General features: G+C 71.4%; 28 protein-coding genes. 12 read left to right on the top strand and 16 right to left on the bottom strand.

Going from position 1 to position 25,927, the window contains the following annotated elements; translation table 11 throughout:
* Positions 1 to 89: 89 nt before the first annotated feature.
* The 3 genes from DDE18_RS10190 to ctaC are packed head-to-tail and all read right to left on the bottom strand — an operon-like array spanning position 90 to position 3,129.
* The gene (locus DDE18_RS10190) at positions 90 to 488 is read right to left on the bottom strand and encodes a cytochrome c oxidase subunit 4 (protein ID WP_116572156.1); all 399 of its coding nucleotides are present in this window, start codon (positions 486 to 488) and stop codon (positions 90 to 92) included.
* Positions 485 to 2,248 (bottom strand): aa3-type cytochrome oxidase subunit I, encoded by a 1,764-nt coding sequence (ctaD, locus tag DDE18_RS10185; protein ID WP_116572155.1) that lies wholly within the window; start codon positions 2,246 to 2,248, stop codon positions 485 to 487. Before ctaD ends, DDE18_RS10190 begins: the two co-directional genes overlap by 4 nt.
* Positions 2,245 to 3,129, bottom strand: a complete 885-nt coding sequence (gene ctaC / locus DDE18_RS10180) for an aa3-type cytochrome oxidase subunit II (RefSeq protein ID WP_245916579.1) — start codon at positions 3,127 to 3,129, stop codon at positions 2,245 to 2,247. The genes ctaD and ctaC overlap by 4 nt, the downstream gene beginning before the upstream one ends.
* A gap of 117 nt (positions 3,130 to 3,246) precedes the next feature.
* Between ctaC and DDE18_RS10175 the strand changes: the two genes are divergently transcribed.
* Together DDE18_RS10175 and DDE18_RS10170 are read left to right on the top strand one after the other, a co-directional pair.
* The gene (locus DDE18_RS10175) at positions 3,247 to 4,377 is read left to right on the top strand and encodes a cysteine desulfurase family protein (protein ID WP_116572153.1); all 1,131 of its coding nucleotides are present in this window, start codon (positions 3,247 to 3,249) and stop codon (positions 4,375 to 4,377) included.
* Positions 4,374 to 4,652, top strand: coding sequence for a sulfurtransferase TusA family protein (locus DDE18_RS10170; protein WP_245916577.1), 279 nt, complete (start codon positions 4,374 to 4,376; stop codon positions 4,650 to 4,652). The genes DDE18_RS10175 and DDE18_RS10170 overlap by 4 nt, the downstream gene beginning before the upstream one ends.
* Positions 4,653 to 4,741: 89 nt before the next feature.
* Here the strand turns inward: DDE18_RS10170 and DDE18_RS10165 are convergent, their stop codons facing one another.
* Entirely contained in the window at positions 4,742 to 5,728 is a 987-nt protein-coding gene (locus DDE18_RS10165; RefSeq protein WP_116572152.1) for a carbohydrate kinase family protein, read from the bottom strand.
* 62 nt (positions 5,729 to 5,790) lie between these two features.
* Between DDE18_RS10165 and DDE18_RS10160 the strand changes: the two genes are divergently transcribed.
* A complete protein-coding gene (locus DDE18_RS10160; RefSeq protein ID WP_116572151.1) occupies positions 5,791 to 6,033 on the top strand; it encodes a hypothetical protein in 243 nt (80 codons plus the stop codon).
* A gap of 66 nt (positions 6,034 to 6,099) precedes the next feature.
* Here DDE18_RS10160 and erpA read toward each other — a convergent pair whose 3' ends face one another.
* Both erpA and DDE18_RS10150 read right to left on the bottom strand, forming a co-directional pair.
* Positions 6,100 to 6,462, bottom strand: a complete 363-nt coding sequence (gene erpA, locus DDE18_RS10155) for an iron-sulfur cluster insertion protein ErpA (protein ID WP_116572150.1) — start codon at positions 6,460 to 6,462, stop codon at positions 6,100 to 6,102.
* A gap of 318 nt (positions 6,463 to 6,780) precedes the next feature.
* On the bottom strand, positions 6,781 to 7,863 hold the full coding sequence (locus DDE18_RS10150; RefSeq protein WP_116572149.1) for a glycerate kinase family protein: 1,083 nt from the start codon (positions 7,861 to 7,863) through the stop codon (positions 6,781 to 6,783).
* Positions 7,864 to 7,936: 73 nt separating this feature from the next.
* Here DDE18_RS10150 and DDE18_RS10145 point away from each other — a divergent pair, with 73 nt between their 5' ends.
* Positions 7,937 to 8,836, top strand: coding sequence for a GNAT family N-acetyltransferase (locus tag DDE18_RS10145; RefSeq protein WP_116572148.1), 900 nt, complete (start codon positions 7,937 to 7,939; stop codon positions 8,834 to 8,836).
* A 32-nt stretch (positions 8,837 to 8,868) separates the two neighbouring features.
* On the top strand, positions 8,869 to 10,041 hold the full coding sequence (gene nadA, locus DDE18_RS10140; RefSeq protein WP_116572147.1) for a quinolinate synthase NadA: 1,173 nt from the start codon (positions 8,869 to 8,871) through the stop codon (positions 10,039 to 10,041).
* Positions 10,042 to 10,054: 13 nt separating this feature from the next.
* Here the strand turns inward: nadA and pspAB are convergent, their stop codons facing one another.
* From pspAB to DDE18_RS10120, 4 genes are read right to left on the bottom strand one after another with little or no spacing between them, the layout of a single operon-like run.
* On the bottom strand, positions 10,055 to 10,624 hold the full coding sequence (pspAB, locus tag DDE18_RS10135) for a PspA-associated protein PspAB (RefSeq protein ID WP_116572146.1): 570 nt from the start codon (positions 10,622 to 10,624) through the stop codon (positions 10,055 to 10,057).
* Position 10,625: 1 nt separating this feature from the next.
* Positions 10,626 to 11,525, bottom strand: coding sequence for a zinc metalloprotease HtpX (gene htpX / locus DDE18_RS10130; RefSeq protein WP_116572145.1), 900 nt, complete (start codon positions 11,523 to 11,525; stop codon positions 10,626 to 10,628).
* A gap of 1 nt (position 11,526) precedes the next feature.
* The gene (pspAA, locus tag DDE18_RS10125) at positions 11,527 to 11,805 is read right to left on the bottom strand and encodes a PspA-associated protein PspAA (protein ID WP_116572144.1); all 279 of its coding nucleotides are present in this window, start codon (positions 11,803 to 11,805) and stop codon (positions 11,527 to 11,529) included.
* The gene (locus DDE18_RS10120; protein ID WP_211754501.1) at positions 11,802 to 12,596 is read right to left on the bottom strand and encodes a PspA/IM30 family protein; all 795 of its coding nucleotides are present in this window, start codon (positions 12,594 to 12,596) and stop codon (positions 11,802 to 11,804) included. Before DDE18_RS10120 ends, pspAA begins: the two co-directional genes overlap by 4 nt.
* A 151-nt stretch (positions 12,597 to 12,747) precedes the next feature.
* Between DDE18_RS10120 and DDE18_RS10115 the strand changes: the two genes are divergently transcribed.
* From DDE18_RS10115 to DDE18_RS10095, 5 genes are read left to right on the top strand one after another with little or no spacing between them, the layout of a single operon-like run.
* Positions 12,748 to 13,338, top strand: coding sequence for a DUF3043 domain-containing protein (locus DDE18_RS10115; protein WP_116572143.1), 591 nt, complete (start codon positions 12,748 to 12,750; stop codon positions 13,336 to 13,338).
* 42 nt (positions 13,339 to 13,380) lie between these two features.
* Positions 13,381 to 14,040, top strand: coding sequence for an alpha/beta fold hydrolase (locus DDE18_RS10110; RefSeq protein ID WP_116572142.1), 660 nt, complete (start codon positions 13,381 to 13,383; stop codon positions 14,038 to 14,040).
* 31 nt (positions 14,041 to 14,071) lie between these two features.
* A complete protein-coding gene (locus tag DDE18_RS10105) occupies positions 14,072 to 14,623 on the top strand; it encodes a GNAT family N-acetyltransferase (RefSeq protein ID WP_116572141.1) in 552 nt (183 codons plus the stop codon).
* Positions 14,620 to 15,390, top strand: a complete 771-nt coding sequence (locus DDE18_RS10100) for an AzlC family ABC transporter permease (protein WP_116572140.1) — start codon at positions 14,620 to 14,622, stop codon at positions 15,388 to 15,390. The genes DDE18_RS10105 and DDE18_RS10100 overlap by 4 nt, the downstream gene beginning before the upstream one ends.
* Positions 15,390 to 15,686 (top strand): AzlD domain-containing protein, encoded by a 297-nt coding sequence (locus DDE18_RS10095; protein WP_116572139.1) that lies wholly within the window; start codon positions 15,390 to 15,392, stop codon positions 15,684 to 15,686. The genes DDE18_RS10100 and DDE18_RS10095 overlap by 1 nt, the downstream gene beginning before the upstream one ends.
* Positions 15,687 to 15,773: 87 nt before the next feature.
* On the opposite strand, the gene dapB is transcribed toward DDE18_RS10095, so the two are convergent.
* On the bottom strand, positions 15,774 to 16,520 hold the full coding sequence (gene dapB, locus DDE18_RS10090; RefSeq protein WP_116572462.1) for a 4-hydroxy-tetrahydrodipicolinate reductase: 747 nt from the start codon (positions 16,518 to 16,520) through the stop codon (positions 15,774 to 15,776).
* An 87-nt stretch (positions 16,521 to 16,607) separates the two neighbouring features.
* Here dapB and DDE18_RS10085 point away from each other — a divergent pair, with 87 nt between their 5' ends.
* Positions 16,608 to 17,123, top strand: coding sequence for a class I SAM-dependent methyltransferase (locus DDE18_RS10085; protein WP_116572138.1), 516 nt, complete (start codon positions 16,608 to 16,610; stop codon positions 17,121 to 17,123).
* Positions 17,124 to 17,148: 25 nt separating this feature from the next.
* On the opposite strand, the gene DDE18_RS10080 is transcribed toward DDE18_RS10085, so the two are convergent.
* The 4 genes from DDE18_RS10080 to DDE18_RS10065 form a co-directional block, all read right to left on the bottom strand.
* Positions 17,149 to 18,528: a M16 family metallopeptidase gene (locus DDE18_RS10080; RefSeq protein WP_116572137.1), complete on the bottom strand. Its 1,380-nt coding sequence runs from the start codon at positions 18,526 to 18,528 to the stop codon at positions 17,149 to 17,151.
* Entirely contained in the window at positions 18,525 to 20,777 is a 2,253-nt protein-coding gene (locus DDE18_RS10075) for a polyribonucleotide nucleotidyltransferase (RefSeq protein ID WP_116572136.1), read from the bottom strand. Before DDE18_RS10075 ends, DDE18_RS10080 begins: the two co-directional genes overlap by 4 nt.
* A gap of 365 nt (positions 20,778 to 21,142) precedes the next feature.
* A complete protein-coding gene (rpsO, locus tag DDE18_RS10070) occupies positions 21,143 to 21,418 on the bottom strand; it encodes a 30S ribosomal protein S15 (protein WP_116572135.1) in 276 nt (91 codons plus the stop codon).
* A 174-nt stretch (positions 21,419 to 21,592) separates the two neighbouring features.
* Entirely contained in the window at positions 21,593 to 21,856 is a 264-nt protein-coding gene (locus DDE18_RS10065) for a DUF6458 family protein (RefSeq protein ID WP_116572134.1), read from the bottom strand.
* A 147-nt stretch (positions 21,857 to 22,003) separates the two neighbouring features.
* Between DDE18_RS10065 and DDE18_RS10060 the strand changes: the two genes are divergently transcribed.
* Complete coding sequence (locus DDE18_RS10060) at positions 22,004 to 24,112, top strand: molybdopterin-dependent oxidoreductase (protein ID WP_116572133.1); 2,109 nt, start codon at positions 22,004 to 22,006, stop codon at positions 24,110 to 24,112.
* 18 nt (positions 24,113 to 24,130) lie between these two features.
* Here the strand turns inward: DDE18_RS10060 and ptsP are convergent, their stop codons facing one another.
* Positions 24,131 to 25,822, bottom strand: coding sequence for a phosphoenolpyruvate--protein phosphotransferase (ptsP, locus tag DDE18_RS10055; RefSeq protein WP_116572132.1), 1,692 nt, complete (start codon positions 25,820 to 25,822; stop codon positions 24,131 to 24,133).
* Positions 25,823 to 25,927 lie beyond the last annotated feature (105 nt).

Raw genomic sequence — 25,927 nt, 5'->3', positions numbered from 1 at the left:
ACCCACGCAGATCGGCCCCACCGGGCGTGGACTCCGTCACGCGAGACGCGTGCGGGAGCCCAGCCGACGGGGCCGAGCCGGGTGGAGCGTCAGTGGGCGTGCTCGCCCCGGTAGTACTCGAAGATCCAGCCGCTGAGCGCGATCATCCCCATCGCGCCGCCGATGATGAACAGCCACCAGGCGCCCATCGCGACGCCGAACACGCACACCCCGAGGGTGAGCGCGCACCAGAGCGGCCACCAGGAGTAGGGCGGGAAGAAGCCCAGCTCGCCGGCGCCGTCGGCGATCTCGGCGTTCTTGCGGTCCTCGGGACGGGGGTCCATGCGGGCCGCGTGGAAGCCGAGGTAGAGCGAGACCATCAGGGTGAGCAGCGTGGTCATCGTGAGCGCGGACGTGCCCGTCCAGTCACCGGCGATCAACCAGTAGGCCGGGGTGACCAGCACCAGGAAGATCGTGGTGAGGATGAAGATCCAGGCCTCAGCCTTCATCGCTGGCCTCCCTCGGGGTCGTCGGTGATCTCGTGTCCGGTGCGCTGCTCGAGCATCTCCTCGCGGCCCTCGACGTCCGGCGCGTCGGCCAGGCGGCCCTCACGCTCCGCCTCGTTCTCCTGCAGCTCCAGCGCGGCGATCTCCGGGTGGTGGAGGTCGAAGGCCGGCGACTCCGAGCGGATCCGCGGCAGCGACACGAAGTTGTGCCGCGGCGGCGGGCTGCTGGTGGCCCACTCGAGCGAGCGGCCCCAGCCCCACGGGTCGTCGACGCCGACGAGCGGCGCCTTGCGGGAGAGGTAGACGTTGAGGAGGAACGGCAGCGTCGAGGCACCCAGCAGGAACGCACCGATGGTGGACACCTGGTTGAGCGTGGTGAAGCCGTCCTCCGGGAGGTAGTCGGCGTAGCGGCGCGGCATGCCCTCGACACCCAGCCAGTGCTGGACGAGGAAGGTCGTGTGGAAGCCGACGAAGAGCAGCCAGAAGTGCAGCTTGCCGAGGCGCTCGTCGAGCATCCGGCCGGTCATCTTCGGCCACCAGAAGTAGAAGCCGGCGAACATCGCGAACACCACGGTGCCGAAGACGACGTAGTGGAAGTGCGCCACCACGAAGTAGGAGTCGGAGACGTGGAAGTCCAGCGGCGGGCTGGCCAGGATGATGCCGGTGAGGCCACCGAAGAGGAAGGTCGTCAGGAAGCCGATCGACCACAGCATGGGCGTGTCGAACGAGACCGACCCGCCCCACATCGTGCCGATCCAGTTGAAGAACTTCACGCCGGTGGGCACCGCGATCAGGAACGTCATGCCGGAGAAGAACGGCAGGTCGACCGCGCCGGTGACGAACATGTGGTGCGCCCACACCGCGACCGAGAGGATCGCGATGCCGAGCGTGGCGCCGACGAGGCCGACGTAGCCGAAGATCGGCTTGCGGCTGAAGACCGGGAGGATCTCCGTCACGATGCCGAAGAACGGCAGCGCGATGATGTAGACCTCCGGGTGGCCGAAGAACCAGAACAGGTGCTGCCACAGGATCGGCCCGCCGTGGGCGGTGTCGAAGACGTGGGCGCCCAGCAGGCGGTCGGCCTCGAGCGAGAGCAGCGCGCCGGCGAGGATCGGGAACGCGATCAGCACGAGCAGCGACGTGATCATCGTGTTCCACACGAAGATCGGCATCCGGAACATGGTCATGCCGGGTGCGCGCATGCAGATGATCGTGGTGATGAAGTTGACCGCACCCAGGATCGAGCCCAGACCGGCCATCCAGAGGCCCATGATCCACAGGTCGCCGCCGACGCTGGGGGTGTTCACCGCGTCGGAGAGCGGCGTGTAGGCGAACCAGCCGAACGACGCGGCGCCCTCGGGGGTGAGGAAGCCGGCCCCGGCGATCAGGCCGCCGAAGAGGAACAGCCAGTAGCTGAACATGTTCAGGCGCGGGAACGCGACGTCGGGAGCGCCGATCTGCAGCGGCATGATCACGTTGCCGAAGCCGAAGAACAGCGGCGTCGCGAACAGCAGCAGCATGATCGTGCCGTGCATGGTGAAGAGCTGGTTGTAGAGCTCGTCGTTCACCACCTGCTGGCCGGGGAAGGCTAGCTCGGAGCGGATCAGCATGGCCATCAGGCCGGCGACCATGAACCAGCCGAACGACGTGCCGAGGTAGAGCTTGCCGATCAGCTTGTGGTCGGTGGTGGTGAGGATGCGGACCACCTGGTGGCCCAGCTCCTTGCGCGGCGCTCCGGTCGTCGGAGCGGCGGTGGCGGTCACTCGTGTGCCCCTTCCTGGGAGTCGTCCTCAGCGAGGCCGTGCTGGGTGCGGGCCGCCTCGCCGCCGAGCAGCGGCTCCTCGGCCTCGAAGCCCTGGGCGGCCAGGTCGGCGAGGTAGGCGTCGTAGTCCGCCTGGTCGACGATCTTGACGTCGAAGAGCATCCGCGAGTGGTAGGTCCCGCAGAGCTCGAAGCACTTGCCGTTGTAGTCGCCGACCACGGTCGGCGTGGCCTGGAACTGGTTGATCCGGCCGGGCACGACGTCCATCTTCATCAGGAACGCGTCGATGCCGAAGGAGTGGATCACGTCGGGCGACTGCAGGTTGAACTGCACGGTCTGGTCGACGGGCAGCACCAGCGTCGGCCGCTGGCTGCCGGTGCCGACGGTGTAGGGCGTGCTGCCGCCCTCGCCCTGGCCGGTGTAGTTGAACGTCCACTGCCATTTCTGGCCGACGACGTCGATGGTGATGTCGGGGTCGTCCTCCATGTGGGTCATCTTGTTCTGGACGTCGACGGTCCAGTAGAAGAAGACGACGACCATCATGATCGGGGCGATCGTGTAGAAGATCTCGAGCGGCAGGTTGTAGCGGGTCTGGATCGGGACCTCGTCGTCGCTGCGGCGGCGGTAGCGCCAGATGGCCCAGAAGATCAGGCCCCACACGATGACGCCGGTGATCATCGCGGCCACCCACGCCCACTTCCACAGCTCGAACGTGGCCGGAGCCTGCTCGGTGGCCGGGTCGGGCATGGCCAGACGCGCGATCTGGTCCTTGTCCGCGGCGTCACCACAGGCGGCCACCGTCAGGGCGAAGAAGCCCAGCATCACAGCCGTCGCAGCCCGGCGTGCGGGCGCGGCGATGCGCTTGGGGAGTTGCAGACCCACGAACGAGCCTCTCTCTCGGTCAGTCTCGACAGGTCGCACACTATCGGAATCCCGACCCGGCCGACGGGGCGGGTCCGGTGTCGTGGAGCGGTCGTGGGCTTGGTCTAGGTTCGCGGTGTGAGCAACGACCCGGCACGCGGTCGCGTCGACCTCGACGCGGCGTCCTCGGCGCCGCTCCACCCCGCCGCGCGGGAGGTCCTCCAGGCGGCGCTGGAGCGGGGGTACGCCGACCCGCGGCGCCTCCACGGCAGCGCGCGCGACGCCCGGCTGCTCCTCGACAACGCCCGCGAGGCCACGGCGGACGCCCTCGGCGTACGGCCCGACGAGGTGACGTTCACCTCCAGCGGCACCGACGCGGTCCACCGCGGCCTGCTGGGCCTGGTCCGGGGCTCCCGGCGCGGCGACATCGTGGTGCACCCCTCCGTGGAGCACTCGTCGGTCCTGCATGCGGTCGCGTGGGGCGCGACCGGCCGGCAGGTCAGCGTCGACTCCCACGGCCGTGCGCACGACGGTGACCTCGTGCAGGAGGCCGCCGCGCCCGGTGTCGCGGTCGTCGCGCTCCAGACCGCCAACCACGAGGTCGGCACCCTGCAGCCGGTCGGCGAACTCGAGCTGCCCAGCGACGTCCCGCTCTTCACCGACGCCTGCGCCTCGATGGGCCGCCTCCCGCTGCCGGACGGCTGGACCGTCGCGGCGGGCTCGGCGCACAAGTGGGGCGGCCCCGCCGGAGTCGGCGTACTCCTCGTGCGCAAGGGCGCCCGCTGGCGCAACCCCTTCCCCGGCGACGACCGCATCGACGAGCGGATCACCGGCTTCGAGAACGTGCCGGCAGCCCTGGCGGCGGCGGCGTCGCTGCAGGCAGTCGTCGCCGAGCGCGACCGGGTCAATCCCGAGCAGCACGCCCTCATCGACCTGGTGCGGGACCGGGTGGCCCGCGAGGTGCCCGACGTCGAGGTCGTCGGCGATCCCGTCGACCGGCTCCCCCACCTGGTCACGTTCTCCTGCCTCTACGTCGACGGCGAGGCGCTGGTCCACGAGCTCGACCGGCGCGGCTTCGGGATCGCGAGCGGCTCGGCCTGCACGGCGTCGACGCTCGCGCCGAGCCACGTGCTGGAGGCGATGGGCGTGCTGACCCACGGCAACGTGCGCCTCTCCCTGCAGCGCGACACCACCAGGGCCGACGTGGAGGCGTTCTGCGACGTGCTGCCCGAGGTCGTGCGCGAGCTGCGGGGCAGGGTGGGACTGTGAACGGCTACAAGTCCCGCCTGGAGCCCGGCTCCGGCGAGCTCCCCGAGCCGGATCTGGAGCTCGACTGCCGGGACATGCGGTGCCCGATGCCGGTCATCGAGCTCGCGCGGCACCTCGGCGACGTCGAGGTGGGGCAGGTCGTCGGCGTGGTCGCCCACGACGTCGCCGCGCGGGTCGACGTCCCGGCGTGGTGCCGGATGCGGGACCAGGAGTACGTCGGCGAGGACACCGCCGACGACGGCGCGCCGCGCTACCTCGTGCGGCGGCTGAGCTGAGCCGCGCTGTAACGCCGGGTTACGGCTTGTAGTGCCTATGAAATTTCAGGGGGCCTACAGCAACTAACCCGGCGTTACAGCGGCGCGAGTCACGGGTGCAGGGTGACCAGGTGCGGCTCGAAGTCGGCGGCGACGTCCGCGCCGTACGTCGCCTCGCAGCGCTTGAGGAAGGCGTCGCGGGACAGGACGTACTCCTGCGTGCCGACCTGCTCGACCACGTAGACCGCCAGCAGGCAGCCGAGCTGGGCGGCGCGTTCGTGGCCCAGGCCCCAGCTGAGCGCAGCGAGGAAGCCGGCCCGGAAGGCGTCGCCGACGCCGGTCGGCTCGACCTTCTCGATCTCCGGGACCGCGGCCACGGTGATGGAGTCCTCGCCCATCCTGTCGATCCGGACGCCCTCGGCGCCCAGCGTGACCACCCAGGTGCCGACCCGGCCGAGGACCTCCTCGCGCGACCAGCCGGTCTTCTGCGTGATCAGGCTGGCCTCGTACTCGTTGGAGAACAGGATCTCGGCGCCGTCGACGAGATGGCGGATCAGGTCGCCGTCGCCGAAGGCGAGCTGCTGCGACGGGTCGGCGACGAAGGGGTAGCCGCGGTGGCGGCACTCGTCGGTGTGGCGGCGCATGCCCTGCGGGTCGTCGGGGCCGATGAGCACGAAGTCGGGCTCGCCGACGCGGTCGGCGATCGGCTTGAGCTCGATCTCGCGTGACTCGCTCATGGCGCCGGGGTAGAAGCTGGCGATCTGCGCCATCGAGGCGTCGTTGGTGCAGACGAACCGGGCGGTGTGGCGGGTCTCGGACACGTGCACGGAGTCGCAGTCGACGTTGTGGCGCTCGAGCCAGGAGCGGTACTCCGTGAAGTCCTCGCCGACCGCGCCGACCAGGACCGGCCGCAGCCCGAGGTTGCCGAGGCCGAAGCAGATGTTCGCGGCGCAGCCGCCGCGGCGTACCTCCAGGTCGTCGACCAGGAAGGACACCGAGAGCTTGTCGAGCTGGTCGACGACGAGGCTGTCGGTGAACTTGCCGGCGAACGTCATCAGGTGGTCGGTCGCGATGGACCCGGCGATCAGAAGAGGCACGGCGGAACACTACCCGGCGGTACCGCTGGGGATACCCCGTAGTAGCCCCTAGCGTCGGTGGCATGCCCCAGTCGAAGCCCGCCTCGCACCTGCCCTACGACGAGCTCGCCCCGACCCAGGAGATGGCCGCCGACTGCCGTGCCGTGGGCGTCAACCTGCGCCTCGAGAAGGCTGCTCGCAAGGCCGTCTCGACCCCTCCCAGCCTCCACTTCGAGGACTTCCCGCGTGAGGTCGCCAAGCGCGACATCCCGATCAGCGAGGCGGCTGCGCGCCTCGCCGGCGCGCTGCACCTCCACCTCGACTGAGCCCTTCCGCCGGTCGAGGACGACGAAGGCCCCCAACCTCAGGTTGGGGGCCTTCGTCTTGACAGATCAGTGGAACGAGTCGCCGCAGGCGCAGGAGCCGGTCGCGTTGGGGTTGTCGATCGTGAAGCCCTGCTTCTCGATGCTGTCGACGAAGTCGATCATCGCGCCGTTGAGGTAGGGGACGCTCATCCGGTCGACGACCACGGTGACGCCGTCGAAGTCGGTGGTCACGTCGCCGTCGAGCGTGCGCTCGTCGAAGAACAGCTGGTAGCGCAGGCCCGAGCAGCCACCCGGCTGGACGGAGATGCGGAGCGCGAGGTCGTCGCGGCCCTCCTGCTCGAGGAGGCTCTTGACCTTGGCAGCCGCGACCGGGCTGAGGTTGATCTGGTCGGTGCGGCGGTCAGTGGCGGTCTCGACCTGCTCGGTCATGTGATGCTCCCAATGAGTCGGTTCAGGCGGTTACCTCCCCCAATGGTCGCATACGCGCGGTTATTCCCCGACCTCTCCGCCGAGTCGGCGCATCTGCACACCCGCGACCCGCCGAGTCGGCGCATCTGCACACCCGCGACCCGCCGAGTCGGCGCATCTGCACACCCGCGACCCGCCGAGTCGGCGCATCTGCACACCCGCGATCCGCCGAGTCGGCGCATCTGCACAGGCTCGCGCCCGCAAAACCAGCCGACTCGACGCCGTTCGCGCGTGCAAACCAGCCGACTCGACACGCGTCAGCTGTGCAAACCAGCCGGGTCAGCGCGACCAGGTGCGGGCGACCCGCTCGGCGAGGTCGGCCAGCGAGCCGGCCGGATCGGCGAACGCCCGCTCCTCCCCCACCAGGTCGACGAGGGAGTAGGCCGACTCGATGCCGAGCGCCCGCATCTCCCGCGCGCCGACCAGGACCCGGCCCGCGAGGGCCACGCAGGGGCGCAGCGCCTCGGCGGCCACCTCGGCCACGCCGTACGGCACCTTGCCCGAGCGGGAGCTGAAGTCGAAGGCGCCCTCCCCCGTGACCACGACGTCGGCCAGCCGCGCCCGGGCCGCGAGGTCGACGGCGGAGGCCACGAGACCGATGCCGGGCTCCCGGGTCGCGCCGAGCGCGAGCAGCGCAAAGCCGAGCCCCCCGGCCGCCCCGGCGCCCTTCTCCAGGGCGACCCGGCGGTCCACCGCGGCGGCGAACGTCTCGAGCCAGCCGTCGACCTCGACGAGCCGCTCCTCGGGGATGCCCTTCTGTGGGCCGAAGGTCTTGGTGGCGCCGAAGAGTCCGGTGAGCGGGATGTCCACGTCGGTGGCAGCGACCAGCGACACGCCCTCGAGGACCGCGACCGCCGGGGCGAGGTCCACCTTCGAGACGGTGTCGAGCGTGATGGCGCCGCTGTCGAGGATGCCGTCGGAGGTGGCGCCCAGGGCCGCGAGCAGCCCGGCACCGCCGTCGTTGGTGCCGGAGCCGCCAAGCCCGACCACGATCCGCCGGGCGCCGCTCTCCACGGCCGCCAGCAGCAGCTGGCCCACGCCGAAGGTCGACCCCAGCTCCGCGCCGCCCGCGAGGAGGTGCAGCCCGCAGGCCTGGGCGCTCTCGACGTACGCCGTGTCCTCGACGAACAGCACGGTCGCCGGCACCTGGTCGCCGTGCGGCGCCTGGACGGTCACGCCCAGCAGCTCCCCGCCGAGCGCCGCCTGCAGGACGTCGACGAAGCCCGGGCCGCCGTCGGCCATCGGCGCGAGGTCGAGCACGTCGTCCGGCGCGTGCCGCCCCCAGCCGGTGGCGATCGCGTCGGCCGCCTCGACCGCCGTCAGGGTGCCGGCGAACTTGTCGGGGGCGACCAGGATGCGCATGGCCTCATCCTGCCCTGCGCCGGGTCTCGACTTCGCTCGACCGACCGGGGGCACGGCATACGATCGGCGCGCCATGGCAACCAGTCCGCACGACGTCCTGATCCGGCCCGCGACCGACGCGGACCTCCCAGCGATGGCGCGGCTCACCGCCTCGGCCTACTACGAGGTCGACGCGCGCACCTTCCAGCGGTCCTGGCCCGATCCCGCCCCGCGCGCTCCCGAGCGCGACGCGCACTGGATCCGACGCACGGCGCACACGCTGCGCACCGACCCCGGCGGCTGCTGGGTCGCCGAGCTCGACGGCGAGGTCGTCGGCTGCGCGGTCTCGCGGGTGCGTGAGCTGATGTGGATCCTCGCGTCCTACGCCGTGCGGCCGGGGCTGCAGGGACGCGGCATCGGGCTGCAGCTGCTCGCCGCCGCGATGCACCACGGCCGCGGCTGCCTGCGTGGGATGCTCGCGTCGTCGGCGGATCCGGCGGCCGCCCGTCGCTACCGCCTGGCCGGGTTCACGCTCCACCCGCAGATGCTCCTGACCGGCACGGTCGAGCGCGACCGGATCCCGGTCACCGACCGCGTCCGTGTGGGATCGGCCGGCGACTTCGACCTGATGGACTCCGTGGACCGCCAGACCCGCGGCGCCGCGCACGGGTCCGACCACCAGCTGCTGCTCGACCAGTTCCGGCTGCTCGTGGTCGACCGCACGACCGGGCAGGGCTACGCATACGTCGACGAGTCGGGATCGCCGGCGCTCGTGGCCGCCACCAACCGGCGTACGGCCTCGGCACTGCTGTGGGAGGCACTCGCCTCCTCACCGCCGGGCGGCACCGTCGACGTGAACCACGTCACCGCCGTCAACGAGTGGGCGATCGACGTCGGCCTGGAGGCGGGGCTGGCGCTCCACCAGAGCGGCTATCTCGCCCTCCGCGGCATGAAGCCCCCGGCGCCGTACATCCACCACGGAAGCATGCTCTGAGGCTGCGCCCGCGAGCCCAATAGGATGGGGGCATGACGACGATCGACCTGCCGCTGCTGCCGCTGGGCAAGGGACGCGACCTCACCACCGAGCGCGGCGTCGAGTGCCCGGGCGACCTGCCTGCGGCGTCCGACCCCGACCTGGTGGCGCGTGCCCGCAAGGCCAAGGAGGCCCTGGGCGACCGGGTGTTCGTGCTGGGCCACCACTACCAGCGCGACGAGGTCATCCAGTTCGCCGACGTCACCGGCGACTCCTTCAAGCTCGCGCGCGACGCGGCGGCCCGGCCGGAGGCCGAGTTCATCGTCTTCTGCGGCGTGCACTTCATGGCCGAGTCGGCCGACATCCTCACCGCCGACACGCAGAAGGTGATCCTCCCCGATCTCTCCGCGGGCTGCTCGATGGCCGACATGGCGCGGCTCTCACAGGTCGAGGACGCCTGGGACGCGATGGCCGACGCCGGCGTCCAGGGCAGTGTCGTGCCGGTCACCTACATGAACTCCAGCGCCGACATCAAGGCGTTCTGCGGACGCAACGGCGGTGTCGTGTGCACCTCGAGCAACGCCGACGTGGCGCTCGAGTGGGCCTTCGCGCAGAAGCCCGACGCCAAGATCCTCTTCCTCCCCGACCAGCACCTGGGCCGCAACACCGCGGTGCTGAAGATGGGCTTCTCCCTCGACGACTGCGTCGTCTGGGACCCGCAGAAGCCCGGCGGCGGCCTGACGGCCCAGCAGCTGCAGGACGCGAAGATGATCCTCTGGAAGGGCCACTGCTCCGTGCACGGCCGCTTCAGCGAGGCCGTCGTCGACGAGCTGCGCGCCCAGCACGAGGACATCAAGATCCTGGTGCACCCCGAGTGCAAGCACGAGGTCGTGCTCAAGGCCGACCTCGTGGGCTCGACCGAGTTCATCATCAAGACGATCGAGGCCGCCGAGCCCGGCACCACCTGGGCGATCGGCACCGAGCTCAACCTCGTCAAGCGCCTCGCGGACGCCCACCCGGACAAGAACATCGTCTTCCTCGACCGCAACGTCTGCTACTGCTCGACGATGAACCGCATCGACCTCCCCCACTTCGTGTGGGCCATGGAGTCGCTCGTCGCCGGCCAGGTGGTCAACCAGATCACGGTCGACCCCGACACCGAGCGCGACGCCCTCGTGGCCCTCGAGCGGATGCTGTCGCTGCCCGGCAAGTCGCACCGGGACTGATCCCGGCCCGGCGTCATAGCCCTGGAGCGTCCCAGAGGGCAAGCCACTTCTGCAGGTCGGGCTCCATCGGGAGCTCGGCGGCCAGGTGGTCGCGCACGGAGATCTCGAGCAGGTTGTCGCGCTGGTGCTCGCCCGCCGGGGCGAAGGCGTAGAAGGTGCCGCTCTTGTAGAGGTAGACGAGGCCGAAGGTCCGGCGCCCGTCCGTGAACGGCAGCATCGAGCACAGCAGCCCGGACGCGAAGCCCTGCGCCTCGAGCGTGGTGTTGACGGCGTGCAGGTCGGTGCACAGCCCGGAGATGTCGGCCGGGTCGTCCTGGGTGACCAGCCAGGTGAAGCCGTAGCGGTCCGTGGAGACGGTGACGTCGGGGGCGTCCGGGTCGTCGCGGATCAGCGACACGACCTCGTCCTGCAGCTGGCTGAACGCCGCCCCGGCTGCCGAGCGGTAGCAGACGGATCCCGAGCCCGTCGGGGTGAAGCCGGCCGCCGTCTGCAGGGTGATCGCCGCGCTCGGCACCAGGAACAGGGCATCGAGGTCGTTGGCCTTGGCCGGCCGTCGCCCGGTGAGCGCGTCCCAGATCCGCACCTCAGCCTCCCGGCCGCGACAGCTCGGCCTGGATGCGGGCGAGCTGCTCGAGCCGCTTCTCCAGCGGCGGGTGGGTCGCCGCGAGGGTGCGCAGCGAGGCGCCACTGATCGCCGGCACGATGCACAGCGCGCTGACGGCCGGGGCGGTCTGGCGCAGGTCGCGCTGCGGGATCGAGGCGGACTCGCCGCTGATCTTCTGGAGGGCGGACGCGAGCGCGGCCGGCTTGAGCGTGAGGTAGGCGCCCGAGCGGTCCGCGCACAGCTCGCGGTAGCGCGAGAGCAGGCGCAGCAGCAGGAAGCTCACGGCGTACACGACCAGGCTGACGAGCAGCACCGCGACCACGCCGGCGGCGCTGTTGCGGCTCCGGCCGCCCAGGCCGAACTGCGCGCCGCGGGTGAGCATGCCGGCGAGGATGCCGGCGGAGCTGGCGATCGTCATCACGAGTACGTCGCGGTGTGCGACGTGGCTGAGCTCGTGCGCCAGCACCGCCTCGAGCTCCTCGGCGGTCAGCTTGTGGAGGATGCCGGTCGTCACGCAGACCACCGCGCGATCGGGCGAGCGGCCGGTGGCGAAGGCGTTGGGGAGGTCGAGGTCGGACACGCCCACGCGGGGCTTGGGCATGTCGGCCAGGGCGCAGAGCCGGTCGATCATGCCGTGCAGCTCGGGCGCCTCCTCCGGGGTGACCTCGCGGGCCCGCATCGCCCTCATCGCGACCTTGTCGGAGCTCCACCACTGGTAGACGGCGACACCGATGCCGGCGAGGCCGATGAGCAGGGCGTATTCCGGAAGCGCGTACATCAGTGCCACGACGAGCGCGACGAAGAGGCCGCCGAGCAGGAACATCACCAGCGTCATCCGGACGGTGAGCCCGGTGTCCTTGATGAAGCGGGAGTGCGCCATCTCAGCCGGGGATCAGGCCCTCGTCGCCGAGCAGCTCGCGAACCTCCTCGAGGGTCGCGTCGCCGGGCGGCAGGATCAGGTCGGACTCGTCGAGCGAGTCGGCCGGGTGGGCCGTGCCCCGCTCACGGACGCCGGCGAGCAGGGCCTCGAGGGCTGTGCGGAACGACTCCTCGTCGCCCGCCTCGATCGCCGACTCGACCTGCGCGTCGAGGGAGTTGAGCGCGTCGACGACGGTGTCGGAGACGTCGTACTGGCCCTCCCCCAGGATCCGGACGATCATGCCCGGCCCCCCTGCTCGCCCTCGACGGTCGAGGTCTCGGGCTCGGCCCTGAGGATGTCGCCACCGTCGTCGGCGGACTCGATCGCCTCCGGCTGGGAGCCGGCCTTGAGGCGGGCGAGCTCGGCCTCGACGTCCTGGGTGGAGCTGAGCGCGTCGAGCTCGCGGGCGATGTCGTCGCCGGCGTTGAGCTGGGAGGCGTCGTCGAGGGCGCCGGAGGCGATCAGCTCGTCGATGGCGCCGGCGCGGGCCTGCATCTGCGCCGTCTTGTCCTCGGCACGCTGGATCGCGAGGCCGACGTCGCCCATCTCCTCGCCGATGCCGGACATGGCCTCGCCGATGCGGGTCTGGGCCTCCGCGGCGGTGTAGTTGGCCTTGATCGTCTCCTTGCGGGTGCGGAAGGCCTCGACCTTCGCCTGCAGCCGCTGCTGCGCGAGGACCAGCTTCTCCTCCTCGCCCTGGAGGTTGGCGTGCTGCGCCTTGAGGTCGTTGATCTGGGTGGTGAGGCCGGACTTGCGGGTGAGGGCCTCGCGGGCGAGGTCCTCACGGCCCGCGGCGATGGCCTTCTCCGCCTGGCCCTGGAGCTTGGCGGACTGCTGCTGGAGCTGGTTGACCTGCAACTCGACGCGCTTGCGGCTGGTGGCGACGTCGGCGACACCGCGGCGCACCTTGCTGAGCAGCTCGAGCTGGCGCTGGTAGCTGTAGTCGAGCGTCTCGCGCGGGTCCTCGGCGCGGTCCAGCGCCTTGTTGGCCTTGGACCTGAAGATCAGGCTCATCCGCTTCATCAGGCTCATCGGGGTGCGGCCCTCTCTGGTGATGTGTCCCTCGTGGTGTCTTCACCCTAGGACCAAACCCAAGCACGGGACAGGCTGGCCTGCCGCCCACGTCGCACGCCGGTAGGCTGGGCCCGCCCGATCCGCCGCTCCGCTCCCTCGAAGGCCCGCGTTGTTCCGTCGCAGCAAGACCGAGACTTCCTCCACCACCGACCCCACGCCGGCCTCATCTGGCAGCGGCAAGGGTCGTCCCACGCCTACGCGCAAGGAGGCGGAGGCCTTGGCGCGTGCACGCGCCAAGGCGCCCCGCACCCGCAAGGAGCAGGCCGCCGCCGCCCGCGCCGTGCGCGGTGAGTCGAGCCGCAAGATCCGCGAGGCGATGAAGACCGGAGACGAGCGCTACCTGCCGGCCCGCGACCGTGGCCCGATGCGACGGTTCGTGCGCGACTTCGTGGACTCGCGGTTCTCGTTCATCGAGCTGATGGTGCCGATCCTGGTGGTCACCCTGATCCTCGGCTACTCCGGCAGCACCTACCTCGCCGGCGTCGCCAACTCGGTGCTCTTCGGCGCGCTGCTGCTGATCGTGCTCGACATGGTGATCCTCCGCTTCCGGCTCCGCCGGGAGCTGGCGCGCCGCTTCCCCGGAGAGTCGGTCAAGGGCGCGACCTACTACGCCGTGATGCGGGCGCTGCAGATGAAGTTCATGCGGCTCCCGAAGGCCCAGGTGAAGATCGGGCAGAAGCTGCCCGAGACCTACCGCTGACCGCGGACAGCATCTGTCCGCGGCGTCCCCTACGGTCAGCCCATGACGACTGACCAGCTGCTCCTGCTCTCCGGCGCCGGCCTGCCCGACTGGATCTGGGACGAGGTGCGCGGCCGCCTCGACCTGCCCTCGGTGGTGGCACCGGTCCCGCCAGGGGCGACGTCGCTCGACGACCTGGCCCGGGCTGCCCTGGCGGCGGCCGAGGCGGAGCGCCTCCACCTCGTCGCCCACTCGGCGGGAGGCGTCGTCGCGGCGGCCGTCGCCGCCCTGGCGCCCGAGCGGGTCGCGTCGGTCACCGGGCTGAGCGCCAGCGTGCCGGCGGCCGGCCGGTCGTTCGCTGGCGCCCTGCCCTTCCCGATGCGGCACGTGATCCCGCTCGTGGTGCGGCTGGCCGGCACCCGGCCGTCCGAGAAGGCGATCCGTGGTCTCTGCGCCGGAGTCGACGAGGCGACGGCCGACCGGGTGGTGGCCGACTTCGTGCCGGCCCCGAAGGCCCTCTTCCTCGACGGCACCCCTGCGCGCACCTGGCCCGCCCGCCGGGCCTACCTCCTCACGGAGCGGGACACCGAGTTCCCGGTCGGTCTCCAGGAGACGTTCGCCGCCGAGCTGGACGCCCCCGTGACCCGGGTGGCGACCGGCCACCTGCCGATGCTCGAGGCACCGGAGCAGGTGGTCGCGCTGGTGGCGGCACGGGCGTCCTAGCCGCTCCCGGCACCGGCTAGCGTTGCGTGGCATGAGCCACTCCTCCCCCACGGCCGACGTCTCGGTCCGGATCGCCTGGGCAGACGACGCCCCGGCGATCGCCGAGCTGCAGCTGCGCGCGTGGCGGGAGCAGTACGCCGCGGTGCTGCCGGCCGGCGCGCTGCCGACCGACGTCGCGACGGTCGCCGAGGCCTGGCGCGTCTCGCTGACCCGGCCCGGGGACGCTCGCCAGCGGGTGCTCGTGGCCCTCGAGCGCAACCGGGTGACCGGCTTCGCCCTGACCGCACCGGCCACCGATCCGGACTGCGACCCGGTCGCCGACGGCGAGCTCTCCGACCTCACGCTGGACCCTGCCGAGCAGCACAAGGGCCACGGCTCGCGCCTCCTGCAGGCGGCGGTCGACACCATGGTGGCGGACCGCTTCACCCGGGCGGTCTGCTGGACGATCGCCAGCGACGACGCCCTGCGCGGTTTCCTCACGGGCGCCGGCTGGGCCGCCGACGGCGCCCACCGAGAGCTCGACCTGGACGGCACCGGCACGACGCTCGTCAGGCAGGTGCGCCTCCACACCGCGCTCGCATGAGCTCGCCCGACCCGCTCGATCCGTCTTCCGGCTCGGGACCCATCGGTTCGGATCCGGATGCCGGATCGCGGGGCATCGTCCGCGACGGCCTCGCCGTGGGCCTCGCCACGGGCGCGTACGGCGTGAGCTTCGGCGCCGTGGGCGTCGCCTCCGGCCTCAGCGAGCTGCAGACCTGCGCGCTGTCGCTGCTCATGTTCACCGGCGCCTCCCAGTTCGCACTCGTGGGAGTCGTGGCCGCGGGCGGCTCGCCGGTCAGCGGCGCGATGACCGCACTCCTGCTCGGCACCCGCAACACTCTCTACGGCCTGCGGCTGGCGCCGTTGCTCGACTGGCGCGGCTGGCGCCGGGTCGCCGCAGCCCACCTCGTGATCGACGAGTCGACCGCGATGTCGGTCTCGCGCGACTCCCGGGCCGCCGCCCGGCTGGGCTTCCTGAGCACCGGGCTCGCGGTCTTCGTGCTCTGGAACGCCGCCACCCTGGCCGGCGCCCTCGCCGGGCGCGCCCTCGGCGATCCGCGGACCTACGGCCTCGACGCGGCCGTCGGGGCGGCGTTCCTCGCCCTGCTCTGGCCGCGCCTCCGGGACCACCGCAACCGGGCGATCGGACTGGTGGCCGCCACAGTGGCCCTCGTCCTCGTGCCGGCCACTCCGGCCGGGGTGCCCGTGCTCGCCGCCGGAGGGGTGGCGCTGCTCGGCGGCCTGCTCAGCCGCAGTCCCGACCCGACGGAGGTCCCGGGCCCCGACGACGTCGCAGGGGGTCACCCCTGATGTGGACCGCGGTCCTGCTGGCCTGCGTCGGCTGCTACCTGCTCAAGCTCGCCGGGATGTCCGTGCCCGCGCGGGTCCTCGACCACCCGCTCGTCGAGCGAGTCGCGGACCTGATCCCCGTCGCCCTGCTCGCGGCGCTGGTCGCCGTGCAGGTATTCGCCGCGGGCCCCGGGCTCACCGTGGACGCGCGGGCCGCCGGCCTGGCGTTCGCCTTCGTCGCCCTGCTGCTGCGCGCGCCGTTCCTCGTCGTGGTCATCGGTGCGGCGGCCGTGGCGGCTGGCCTCCGGCTGCTGTAACACGGTGAAACTGCAACTGGCACGGCCGCCGGCAACCGTGGGAGCTGCAGTTCCACCGTGTTACCTGCCGCGAGCGTCGGCCAGGCGTCAGTCGAGGTCGAGGAAGTGCTCCAGCCCCACGGTGAGCCCGGGGTGCTGCCCGATCGCCCGGACACCGGCGAGGACGCCGGGGGCGAAGGAGGCGCGGTCCAGCGAGTCGTGGCGGATCGTGAGGGTCTCGCCCGGGCCACCGAGCACGACCTCCTGGTGGGCGACCAGCCCGCGGATGCGCAGCGCGTGCACCGGCACCCCGTCGACGACCGCGCCGCGGGCACCGTCGAGCGCGGTGGACGTGGCGTCGGGCATCGGCGGACTGCCGACCTCACGGCGGGCGGCGGCGATCAGCTCGGCGGTGCGGCGCGCCGTGCCGGAGGGAGCGTCGGCCTTCGTCGGGTGGTGCAGCTCGACGATCTCGACCGACTCGTAGAACGGGGCTGCGACGGCCGCGAACCGCATCATCAAGATGGCGCCGATGGAGAAGTTGGGGGCGATGAGCACGCCGGTGCCGGGAGACAGCTCCAGCCAGGAGCGCAGCTGGGCCAAGCGGCCCTCGTCGAACCCGGTGGTCCCGACCACCGCGTGGATGCCGTGGTCGATGCAGAACTCCAGGTTGTCCATCACCACGTCGGGATGGGTGAAGTCGACGACGACCTCGGCCCCCGCAGTCACCAGGTCGGTGATGTCGTCGTCCGAGCCCACCCTGGCCACCAGCTCGGTGCCCTCGGCCGCCTCGACCGCCGTACAGATCTCGCTGCCGACCTTGCCCGCAGCACCCAGCACGCCCACCTTGATCACGTCGTCCACGCGTCACAACCTACTGTCGTCGATGTCAACGGGTGGCGGTGGCTGACTCGCGAACCACCTAGTGGCAGGCTTGGCGCCATGCCGTTGCAGACGATCCCGCCCCGCATCCACTGGGCGGTCGAGCTCATGGATGTCCAGCCGGGTGACCAGGTCCTCGAGATCGGATGCGGGCCAGGCGCGGGGGCCGAGCTGATCTGCAGCAAGCTCGAGACCGGCAAGCTCTTCGCGATCGACCGCTCCGAGTCGGGCGTCGACCGCACGAAGCGCCGCAACATCAAGTACGTGGAGGCCGGGCGCCTCGTCGTCCGCCAGATCGACCTGGCGACCCTCCGGGTGCCGGTGAAGCGGCTCAACAAGGTCTTCGCGTTCAACGTCAACCTGTTCTGGGTGCGCAACTGCGACGACGAGGTCGCCCTGCTGCACGAGCGGGTCGTCCCCGGCGGCTCGGTCTACCTCTTCTTCGACGCCCACCGCTCCGAGCTGGTGCCCAACATCGTCAAGAAGACGTCCGACGCCCTGCTGAAGGCCGGCTTCCGCGTCTCTGTCGTCGAGCAGAAGGCGCCGGCCGTCATCGGCATCATCGGCAAGCGCTGACCGGCCCGAGCCGGGTCAGCGCCGCTCAGGCCGGCCCGACGATGGCCAGCAGCTCGGGCTGGCTGAACAGCTCGCACGCCACGGCGCGCACCTCGTCGAGGGTCACGCCCTCGATCTTCGCGAGCACCTCGTCGATGGTGAGCAGCTCGTCGTAGACCAGCTCGGCCTTGCCGAGCCGCGACATCCGCGAGCCGGAGTCCTCCAGGCCGAGCACGAGGCCGCCGCGGAGCTGGCCCTTGCCACGCACCAGCTCCTCCTCGGTGATGCCGTCGGCAGCCACCTTGGCGAGCTCGGCCCGCACGGTGGAGAGCACGTCGTCGAGCTTGTTGGGCAGGCAGCCCACGGAGACGCCCACGAGGCCGGCATCGGCGTGGTGGCTCGCGAACGAGTAGACCGAGTAGGCCAGGCCGCGGTGCTCGCGCACCTCCTGGAAGAGGCGGGAGGAGGTGCCGCCGCCGAGGGCGGTGTTGAGTACGCCGAGCGCCCAGCGCCGCTCGTCGGTGCGGGTGATGCCGTTCATCCCGAGCACGACGTTGACCTGCTCGAAGGGCCGGGACGTGCGCGACTGCCCCGGCGTCACCCGGCGGACCCGGGTCGTGGCCCGCGGCCGGCCGGGCAGGGAGTCGGCGGCGAGGAAGCCGTTGCGGGAGAACGCCGTGCGCACCTGCCGCACGACGGTCGCGTGGTCGAGGTTGCCGGCCACGGCGACGACCATGTTGTCGGCGCGGTAGTGGCGCCGGTAGAACCTGGCGACCTGGTCGCGGGTCATCGCCGTGATCGAGTCGACCGTCCCGGCGATCGGCCGGCCGAGCGGGCCGTCGCCCCACGCCTGGTGGGCGAACAGGTTGTGCACCACGTCGTCGGGGTCGTCGTCGTGCATCGCGATCTCGTCGAGGATCACGTCCCGCTCCGCGTCGACGTCGGGCCTGGAGATCGTGGAGGAGGTGATCATGTCGCCGAGGACGTCGATCGCCATCGGCAGGTCGGCGTCGAGGACCCGCGCGTGGAAGCAGGTGTACTCCTTGGCGGTGAAGGCGTTGAACTCGCCGCCCACCGCGTCGAGGGCCACCGAGATGTCGAGCGCGCTGCGCTCGCGGGTGCCCTTGAAGAGCAGGTGCTCCAGGAAGTGGGAGCAGCCGTGCAGCGCCGGTGTCTCGTCACGGGAGCCGACGTCGACCCAGACGCCGATGCTCGCCGAGCGCACGCCGGCCATCTGCTCGGTGATGACGCGCAGGCCGCCGGGCAGGACGGTCCGACGCACCCGGGAGGTGACCTGGCCGTCGGCATCCTCGACCTCGTGGAGGGTCAGGGTGCGGCCGGGTCCCTGGGACAGGTCGCTCAAGCGGGACGACCGGCCGGCAGCGGACTGCCGGCCGGTCGCACCACGGGTGGGACGAGTGGTCACTCGGCGTCAGTCGCCTCGGCGTCAGTCGCCTCGACCTCGGCCGACTCCTCGGAGCCGGCCTCCTCCTCGACCACCGGGACGAGCGAGAGCTTGCCGCGGTCGTCGATCTCGGCGATCTGGACCTGGACCTTCTGGCCCACGGAGAGGACGTCCTCCACGGCCTCGACGCGCTTGCCACCGGCCAGGCCGCGCAGCTTGCTGATGTGCAGCAGGCCGTCCTTGCCCGGGAGCAGCGAGACGAAGGCGCCGAAGTTGGTCGTCTTCACGACGGTGCCGAGGTAGCGCTCGCCGACCTCGGGCATCGTCGGGTTGGCGATCGCGTTGACGGCGTTGCGCGCGGCCTCGGCGGCCTCGCCGTTGGTGGCACCGATATAGACGGTGCCGTCGTCCTCGATGGACAGCGTCGCGCCGGTGTCGTCCTGGATCTGGTTGATCACCTTGCCCTTGGGGCCGATGACCTCGCCGATCTTGTCCACGGGCACCTTGATCGTGATGATCCGCGGCGCGTGGATCGACATCTCCTCGGGGGCGTCGATGGCCTCGGCCATCACGTCGAGGATGGCGTGGCGGGCGTCGCGGGCCTGGTTGAGGGCCTTGGCGAGCACGTCGGCCGGGATGCCGTCGAGCTTGGTGTCGAGCTGCAGGGCGGTGACGAACTCGCGCGTGCCGGCGACCTTGAAGTCCATGTCGCCGTAGGCGTCCTCGGCTCCGAGGATGTCGGTGAGAGCGACGTACTCCGTCTTGCCGTCGATCTCGCCCGAGATGAGACCCATGGCGATGCCGGCCACCGGTGCCTTCAGCGGCACACCGGCGTGCAGGAGCGCCAGGGTCGAGGCGCAGACCGAGCCCATCGAGGTCGAGCCGTTGGAGCCCATGGCCTCGGAGAGCTGGCGGATCGCGTAGGGGAACTCCTCGCGCGACGGCAGCACCGGCAGGATGGCGCGGCGCGCCAGGGCGCCGTGGCCGACCTCGCGGCGCTTGGGCGAGCCCACGCGGCCGGTCTCGCCGGTGGAGAACGGCGGGAAGACGTACTTGTGCATGTAGCGGCGCGACTTCTCCGGGGAGAGGGTGTCGAGCTGCTGCTCCATCTTGAGCATGTCGAGGGTGGTGACACCGAGGATCTGGGTCTCGCCACGCTCGAAGAGCGCGGAGCCGTGGACCCGCGGGACGACGCCGACCTCGGCGTGCAGCGGACGGATGTCGGCGAGGCCGCGGCCGTCGATGCGGATCTTGTCGCGCAGCACGCGCTCGCGCACGAGCGTCTTGTTGAGGGAGCGGTAGGCGGCGCCGATCTCTCCCTCGCGACCCGCGAACTTCTCGCCGAGCGACTCGAGGAGGCCGGCCTTGATCTCGTCGAGCTTGTCCTGGCGCTCCTGCTTGCCAGCGATCGTGAGGGCCGCGGCGGTCGCGTCCTTCACCTCGGCCTCGACGGCGGCGTAGACGTCGTCCTCGTAGTCGAGGAAGACCGGGAAGTCCTGGACGGGCTTGGCGGCCTCGCGGGCGAGCTCGACCTGGGCCTCGATGAGCTGCTTGATGAACGGCTTCGCGGCGTCGAGGCCACCGGCCACGACCTCCTCGGTCGGCGCCTGGGCGCCACCCTGCACGAGCGCGATGGTCTCCTCGGTGGCCTCGGCCTCGACCATCATGATCGCGACGTCGCCGGTGTCGGTGACGCGGCCGGCGACGACCATGTCGAAGACGGCCGTCTCGAGCTGGGCGTGGGTCGGGAACGCGACCCACTGGCCCTCGATCAGGGCGACGCGCACGCCACCGACCGGGCCGGAGAACGGCAGGCCGGAGAGCTGGGTCGACATCGACGCGGCGTTGATCGCCAGCACGTCGTACGGCATGTTCGGGTCGAGCGCCATCACGGTGATGACGACCTGGACCTCGTTGCGCAGGCCCTTCTTGAAGGTCGGGCGCAGCGGCCGGTCGATGAGGCGGCAGGTGAGGATCGCGTCCTCGCCCGGGCGGCCCTCGCTGCGGAAGAACGAGCCGGGGATCTGGCCCACGGCGTACATCCGCTCCTCGACGTCGATCGTGAGGGGGAAGAAGTCGAAGTGCTCCTTGGGCTGCTTGGAGGCGGTCGTCGCCGAGAGCAGCATCGTCTCGTCGTCGAGGTAGGCCGTCACGGAGCCGGCGGCCTGGCGGGCCAGGAGGCCCGTCTCGAACTTGACCTTGCGCTGGCCGTACTTGCCGTTGTCCAGAACGGTCTCGACGGCGGTGATGATGGGTTCTGAGCCTGACATGAGTGAGTGGGCTCTGCTTTCTCTTCGCGGAGCGATCCGCGGCGTCCGCCTCTCGTCGGCGGATCTTCCAGATTTCGAGACGGGCCTGGCGGCCCTCCTCAATCCAGGGGGTTGCCCCTATCCGCCATGGGTGCCTGTCGGTCGACAGGGCCGGTCTTCGATCGAGGCCCGCGGCTCGGCGGCTCGGCGATCGCGAGATCGGTGAGCGGATCCGAAGGCCACTACCGAGGACCGGGCCGGACGTGCGGTCGCTCCTGGTGTGAATTGCATGTCTTCAGTTGTCGTACGTGTCCGAGCCTAGCGACTGAGGCCCCGATGTGAACGAAGGCGGCTCCCCCCGTCAGGGAGAACCGCCTTCGCACGAGTCAGCGACGCAGGCCGAGGCGCTCGACGATCGAGCGGTAGCGCTCGATCTCCGTCTTCTGCAGGTAGTTCAGCAGGCGACGACGCTGGCCCACGAGGAGCAGCAGGCCACGACGGCTGTGGTGGTCGTGCTTGTGCTGCTTGAGGTGCTCGGTGAGGTGGCTGATGCGGTGGCTGAGCAGCGCGATCTGCACCTCGGGTGAACCGGTGTCGCCCTCGGTCGTGGCGTACTCGGCGATGATCTTCTTCTTGGTCTCCGCGTCGGTTCCGATCGACATGAAGGCTCCTCTTCGGTTCTCGTTGCGCGGCGCGCCCGGGCCTGTTCACCGGGGCACTCTTGATCCGCGGCCGTTACACGGCAACCGGGAGAATCTATCAGCGCACGACGCCCCTCCCCAAAACGCTGGGGAGGGGCCCGTACGCCGCGTGGTCGTCGGCGCGGCGAACGCGAATCAGACAGCCGGCGGGGGCGGCGGGTCCGTCTCGGTGCGGCGCTCCGTGGTGGCCTGGCGACCGTAGGGGTCGGTGGTGGTCGCCACGGAGGTGCGGCGGCGCCGGGAGTTGACCTGGAACGCCGTGATGGCGAGGACGATGAGCCCGGCGAGTACCAGAATCCAGCCCACAGTGGTGAGGTCGATGGCGTCGACCGCGTCCCGCACGGCAAGCGCGAGGATCAGGCCGATGGTCAGCAGGGTGACGCCGAGTCCGTAGCCCATGGAGGCCTCCAGTCAGGGTGAGCGGGTGTGTCCGACCCCCGGTACCCGCTCACCCCGACCGGACCACACCGGTGTGATCAGCGCCTCTCCCGTCGGTCGCCAGCCCGGGACCTCCCGAACGTGCCCCCCGTCTGCCACGATGCCCGGATGAGCGAAGAGCGGCGCCTCGGCGTGTGCAACCTGTGCGAGGCCATCTGCGGGCTGGAGCTCACGCTCAGCGACGGCCGGGTGACCGGCGTACGCGGCAACGCCGACGATCCCCTCTCGCGCGGGCACGTGTGCCCCAAGGGCGTGGCGATCGGCGAGATCCACGCCGACCCCGACCGCCTGCGCCGCCCGGTCCGCCGCGACCGGCGGACGGGTGAGTGGAGCGAGATCGGCTGGGACGAGGCGTTCGACCTCGTGGCCGACGGGCTCGCCCGCACCATCGACCAGCACGGCCGGGACGGCGTCGGGATCTACCTGGGCAACCCCAACGTGCACAGCCTCGGCTCGATGACCCACGGCCTCGCGCTGGTGAAGGCGCTGCGGAGCCGCAACACCTTCAGCGCCACCTCGGTCGACCAGCTGCCCCACCAGCTGATGGCCCACCTGATGTTCGGCCACCAGCTGTTGCTGCCGATCCCCGACCTCGACCGCACCGACTACTTCCTCGTCATCGGCGCCAACCCGATGGCCAGCAACGGCTCCCTGATGACCGTCCCCGACTTCCCGCGGCGCATCCGCGAGCTCAAGCGCCGCGGCGGCCGGATGGTCGTGCTCGACCCGCGACGCACCGAGACCGCGAAGGTCGCGACCGAGCACCACTTCGTCCGTCCCGGCACCGACGCCTGGGTGCTGCTGGCGATGCTCAACGTCCTCGTCGCCGACGGGCTCGCCGTGGCACCCGAGTACGCCGCGGGGCTGGACGCCGTGGAGCGTGCGGTCGCGCCCTTCACACCCGAGCGGGCCGAGGCCGTCAGCGGACTGCCTGCCGCGGTGATCACCTCGATCGCCCTGGAGCTCGCCACCGCGGAGTCCGCCGTGGCCTACGGACGGGTGGGGGTCTCGACCCACGAGTTCGGGACGGTCTGCCAGTGGGCGGTCAACCTGCTCAACATCCTCACCGGCAACCTCGACCGGGAGGGCGGGGCGATGTTCACCTCCCCCGCGATCGACATCGTCGGAACGGGGCAGATCGGCCGGGGTCACCACGGCGCCTGGCACTCACGGGTCCGCGGCCTCCCCGAGACGGCCGGCGAGCTGCCGGTGGCGGCGCTGCGGGAGGAGATCGAGACGCCCGGCAAGGGCCAGGTCCGCGCGATGCTCACGCTCAGCGGCAACCCGGTGCTGTCGACCCCGGACGGAGCTGCCCTGGACCGCGCGTTCGCGGGGCTCGACTTCATGGCGGCCGTCGACATCTACCTCAACGAGACCACCCGGCACGCCGACGTGATCCTGCCGCCCACCTCGGCCCTCGAGCGGGACCACTACGACCTGGTGTTCCACGTCTTCGCCGTGCGCAACACGGCGCGCTTCACGCCCGCCGTGTTCCCCAAGCCGGCGGACGCCCGCCACGACTGGGAGATCTACCGCGAGCTCGCCCTCCGCACCGTCGCTCGCCTCGCCAGCAAGCCGCCCCTGAAGAAGAGGCTCCTGCTGCGGGCCCGGATGACGCCCAGCCCGACCACCCTGGTCGCCCTGCTGCTCAGGCGCACGGGTCGGACGACGATGAAGCAGCTGCGCGCCCACCCGCAAGGCGTGGACCTCGGGCCGCTGGAGGCGGGCCTCCTGCCCGGCCGCCTGCAGACGCCGACCGGCACGGTCGACCTCGCCCCGCAGCTGGTGCTCGACGACCTCGCCCGGCTGGAGGCGGTCACCCCGCCCGAGGCCGGCCAGCTGCTGCTCATCGGGCGTCGCCACCAGAAGGACTGCAACTCCTGGCTGCACAACGCCGAGCTGCTGACCAAGGGCAGGGCGCGCCACCACCTGCTCATGCATCCCGAGGACATGGCGGCGCGCGCCCTCCGGGACGGGGAGACCGTGACGGTGACGTCCCGGGTCGGCTCGGTGAAGGTCGAGGTGCTCGGCACCGACGACGTGATGCCGGGTGTGGTGAGCCTCCCCCACGGCTACGGCCACGGGCGCAGCGGCGTACGTCTCTCGCGCGCGAGCCAGCTGCCCGGGGTCTCGATCAACGACCTCACCGACCCCGAGCGCCTCGACGTCTCCGGCAACGCCGCGTTCAGCGGCGTGCCGGTCACCGTGGAGGTCTGACCGCCTCCCCGGCCGGCGTCAGGACAGGAGGGCGCGCACCGCGTCACGCGCGGCCATCGGGTCCTTCGCCGACAGCGCCGCTTCGGCCGCCTGCTCGCAGACGTCCATGCTGGCCCGCGAGATCGCCGCGCCCACCGGGCGGACGGCCTTGGCAGCCATCGACAGCGAGGAGATGCCCATGCCGACCAGCGCGAGGGCGAGCAGCGGGTCAGCCGCCGCCTCGCCGCACACCCCGACCGGCTTGCCGGCCTGCTTGCCGGCCTCCGCCGTGATCGCGATGAGCTGCAGGACGGCCGGCTGCCACGGGTCGGTGAGGTGGGCCAGGTCGGTGGCCATCCGGTCGGCGGCCATCGTGTACTGCGTGAGGTCGTTGGTGCCGATCGAGAGGAAGTCGACCACCTCGAGCATCTGGTGGGCGAGCAGCGCCGCGCTGGGGATCTCCACCATCACGCCGGGCTTGAGCCCGCGGGCGCGCACCTTCCCGGCGAAGTCAGCGGCCTCGGCCACGGTCGCGACCATCGGCGCCATCACCCAGGTCTCGGTGCCGGTGCGCTCGGCGGCCAGCTTGATCCCGTCGAGCTGCCGGTCCATCAGGCCGGGGTTGCTGAAGGAGAGCCGGAGGCCCCGAACGCCGAGGGCGGGGTTCTCCTCGCCCTCGAGGGTCGCGAAGGCGATCGGCTTGTCGGAGCCCGCGTCGAGCGTGCGGACGACGACGTAGCGGTCGTCGGAGTAGGGCGCGAGCACCGACGAGTAGATGTCCGCCTGCTCCTCCACCGACGGCTCGTCCTTGCGGTTGAGGAAGCACAGCTCCGTGCGGAACAGGCCCACGCCCTGGACCGGCTCGGGGCCAGCCTGCTCGGCGGAAGGCCCGTCGGCGACGTTGGCGAGCAGCTTGACGGGGGTGCCGTCCGCGGTGGCCGCGGGGCCGCTCCAGGACGCGAGCGCCTCCCGGGCCGCCTTGCTGTCCGCGACGAGGCGCGCAGCCTCGGCGGGGTCGACCCCGAGACGCAGCTCGCCCGTCTCGCCGTCGAGGACGAGGAAGGTGCCGGCCTCGATCGCGGTGACGCCCGCCGCACCCACCACACAGGGGATGCCGAGCTGCCGGGCGATGATCGCGGTATGGCTCGTCGCCCCGCCACGCTCGGTGACGAGCCCGGTGACCAGCTCGGGGTCGAGTCCCGAGGTGTCGCTGGGAGCGAGGTCCTCGGCCACCAGCACCGACGGCTCGGACGGCGTCGGCACCCCGGGCTCCGGCTCGCCGACCAGGTAGGCGACCACGCGACGCTCGATGTCCTGCAGGTCGGTGACCCGCTCGGCCATCAGGCCGCCCATCGAGGTGAAGATCGTGACGAACTGCTCGACCGCTCCCTGCACCGAGGCGACGAGGCCCGTGCCGCCGGCCAACGCCTTCGCGACAGAGCCGCGCAGCCCTTTGTCGCGGGCCAGCCCGGCACTCGCGGTCAGCACCTCCGCGGCGGCGCCGTGGGCCGCCTCGGCCTTGCGTGCGAAGCTCGCCGCGACGGCCTCGACCGCCTCGTCGTACGCCGCGAGGGCCGCGTCCGCGTCGGCGAAGCCGCCGTCCCCGAAACGCGCGATCGCCTCGGGCGAGACCTCGCCACGCACGAGCAGGGCGGGGCCTGCCGCCACGCCCGGAACGACCGGGGTGCCGCGCAGGACCGTGTCGGATGAAGCCGTTTCAGTCGCGCTCATGGAGGCAAACCTAGTGCATGCTGTGTGATGCCTGTCTCAGCAACGTCTTGACAAGCGAACACATTCGGGACTAAAACAACACATACACAGATCGCGTCGAGGGGA

Source organism: Nocardioides gansuensis (genome assembly GCF_003076135.1).
In the GTDB taxonomy this organism is placed as follows: Bacteria; Actinomycetota; Actinomycetes; order Propionibacteriales; family Nocardioidaceae; genus Nocardioides; species Nocardioides gansuensis.
The sequence above is the reverse complement of the archived record's forward strand: the minus strand, read 5'-3'. Positions and strand labels throughout refer to the sequence as shown.

Excerpts from the sequence above, each read along its gene's own strand:
- ptsP (WP_116572132.1), bottom strand. The coding sequence starts at position 25,822 with ATGAGCGCGACTGAAACGGCTTCATCCGACACGGTCCTGCGCGGCACC.
- DDE18_RS10060 (WP_116572133.1), top strand. The coding sequence starts at position 22,004 with ATGAGCGAAGAGCGGCGCCTCGGCGTGTGCAACCTGTGCGAGGCCATC.
- DDE18_RS10075 (WP_116572136.1), bottom strand. The coding sequence starts at position 20,777 with ATGTCAGGCTCAGAACCCATCATCACCGCCGTCGAGACCGTTCTGGAC.
- DDE18_RS10190 (WP_116572156.1), bottom strand. The coding sequence starts at position 488 with ATGAAGGCTGAGGCCTGGATCTTCATCCTCACCACGATCTTCCTGGTG.
- DDE18_RS10110 (WP_116572142.1), top strand. The coding sequence starts at position 13,381 with ATGACGACTGACCAGCTGCTCCTGCTCTCCGGCGCCGGCCTGCCCGAC.
- DDE18_RS10100 (WP_116572140.1), top strand. The coding sequence starts at position 14,620 with ATGAGCTCGCCCGACCCGCTCGATCCGTCTTCCGGCTCGGGACCCATC.
- DDE18_RS10105 (WP_116572141.1), top strand. The coding sequence starts at position 14,072 with ATGAGCCACTCCTCCCCCACGGCCGACGTCTCGGTCCGGATCGCCTGG.
- pspAA (WP_116572144.1), bottom strand. The coding sequence starts at position 11,805 with ATGATCGTCCGGATCCTGGGGGAGGGCCAGTACGACGTCTCCGACACC.
- DDE18_RS10085 (WP_116572138.1), top strand. The coding sequence starts at position 16,608 with ATGCCGTTGCAGACGATCCCGCCCCGCATCCACTGGGCGGTCGAGCTC.
- DDE18_RS10150 (WP_116572149.1), bottom strand. The coding sequence starts at position 7,863 with ATGCGCATCCTGGTCGCCCCCGACAAGTTCGCCGGCACCCTGACGGCG.
- rpsO (WP_116572135.1), bottom strand. The coding sequence starts at position 21,418 with ATGTCGATCGGAACCGACGCGGAGACCAAGAAGAAGATCATCGCCGAG.
- erpA (WP_116572150.1), bottom strand. The coding sequence starts at position 6,462 with ATGACCGAGCAGGTCGAGACCGCCACTGACCGCCGCACCGACCAGATC.
- DDE18_RS10160 (WP_116572151.1), top strand. The coding sequence starts at position 5,791 with ATGCCCCAGTCGAAGCCCGCCTCGCACCTGCCCTACGACGAGCTCGCC.
- DDE18_RS10065 (WP_116572134.1), bottom strand. The coding sequence starts at position 21,856 with ATGGGCTACGGACTCGGCGTCACCCTGCTGACCATCGGCCTGATCCTC.
- DDE18_RS10095 (WP_116572139.1), top strand. The coding sequence starts at position 15,390 with ATGTGGACCGCGGTCCTGCTGGCCTGCGTCGGCTGCTACCTGCTCAAG.
- DDE18_RS10120 (WP_211754501.1), bottom strand. The coding sequence starts at position 12,596 with ATGAGCCTGATGAAGCGGATGAGCCTGATCTTCAGGTCCAAGGCCAAC.
- htpX (WP_116572145.1), bottom strand. The coding sequence starts at position 11,525 with ATGGCGCACTCCCGCTTCATCAAGGACACCGGGCTCACCGTCCGGATG.
- nadA (WP_116572147.1), top strand. The coding sequence starts at position 8,869 with ATGACGACGATCGACCTGCCGCTGCTGCCGCTGGGCAAGGGACGCGAC.
- DDE18_RS10145 (WP_116572148.1), top strand. The coding sequence starts at position 7,937 with ATGGCAACCAGTCCGCACGACGTCCTGATCCGGCCCGCGACCGACGCG.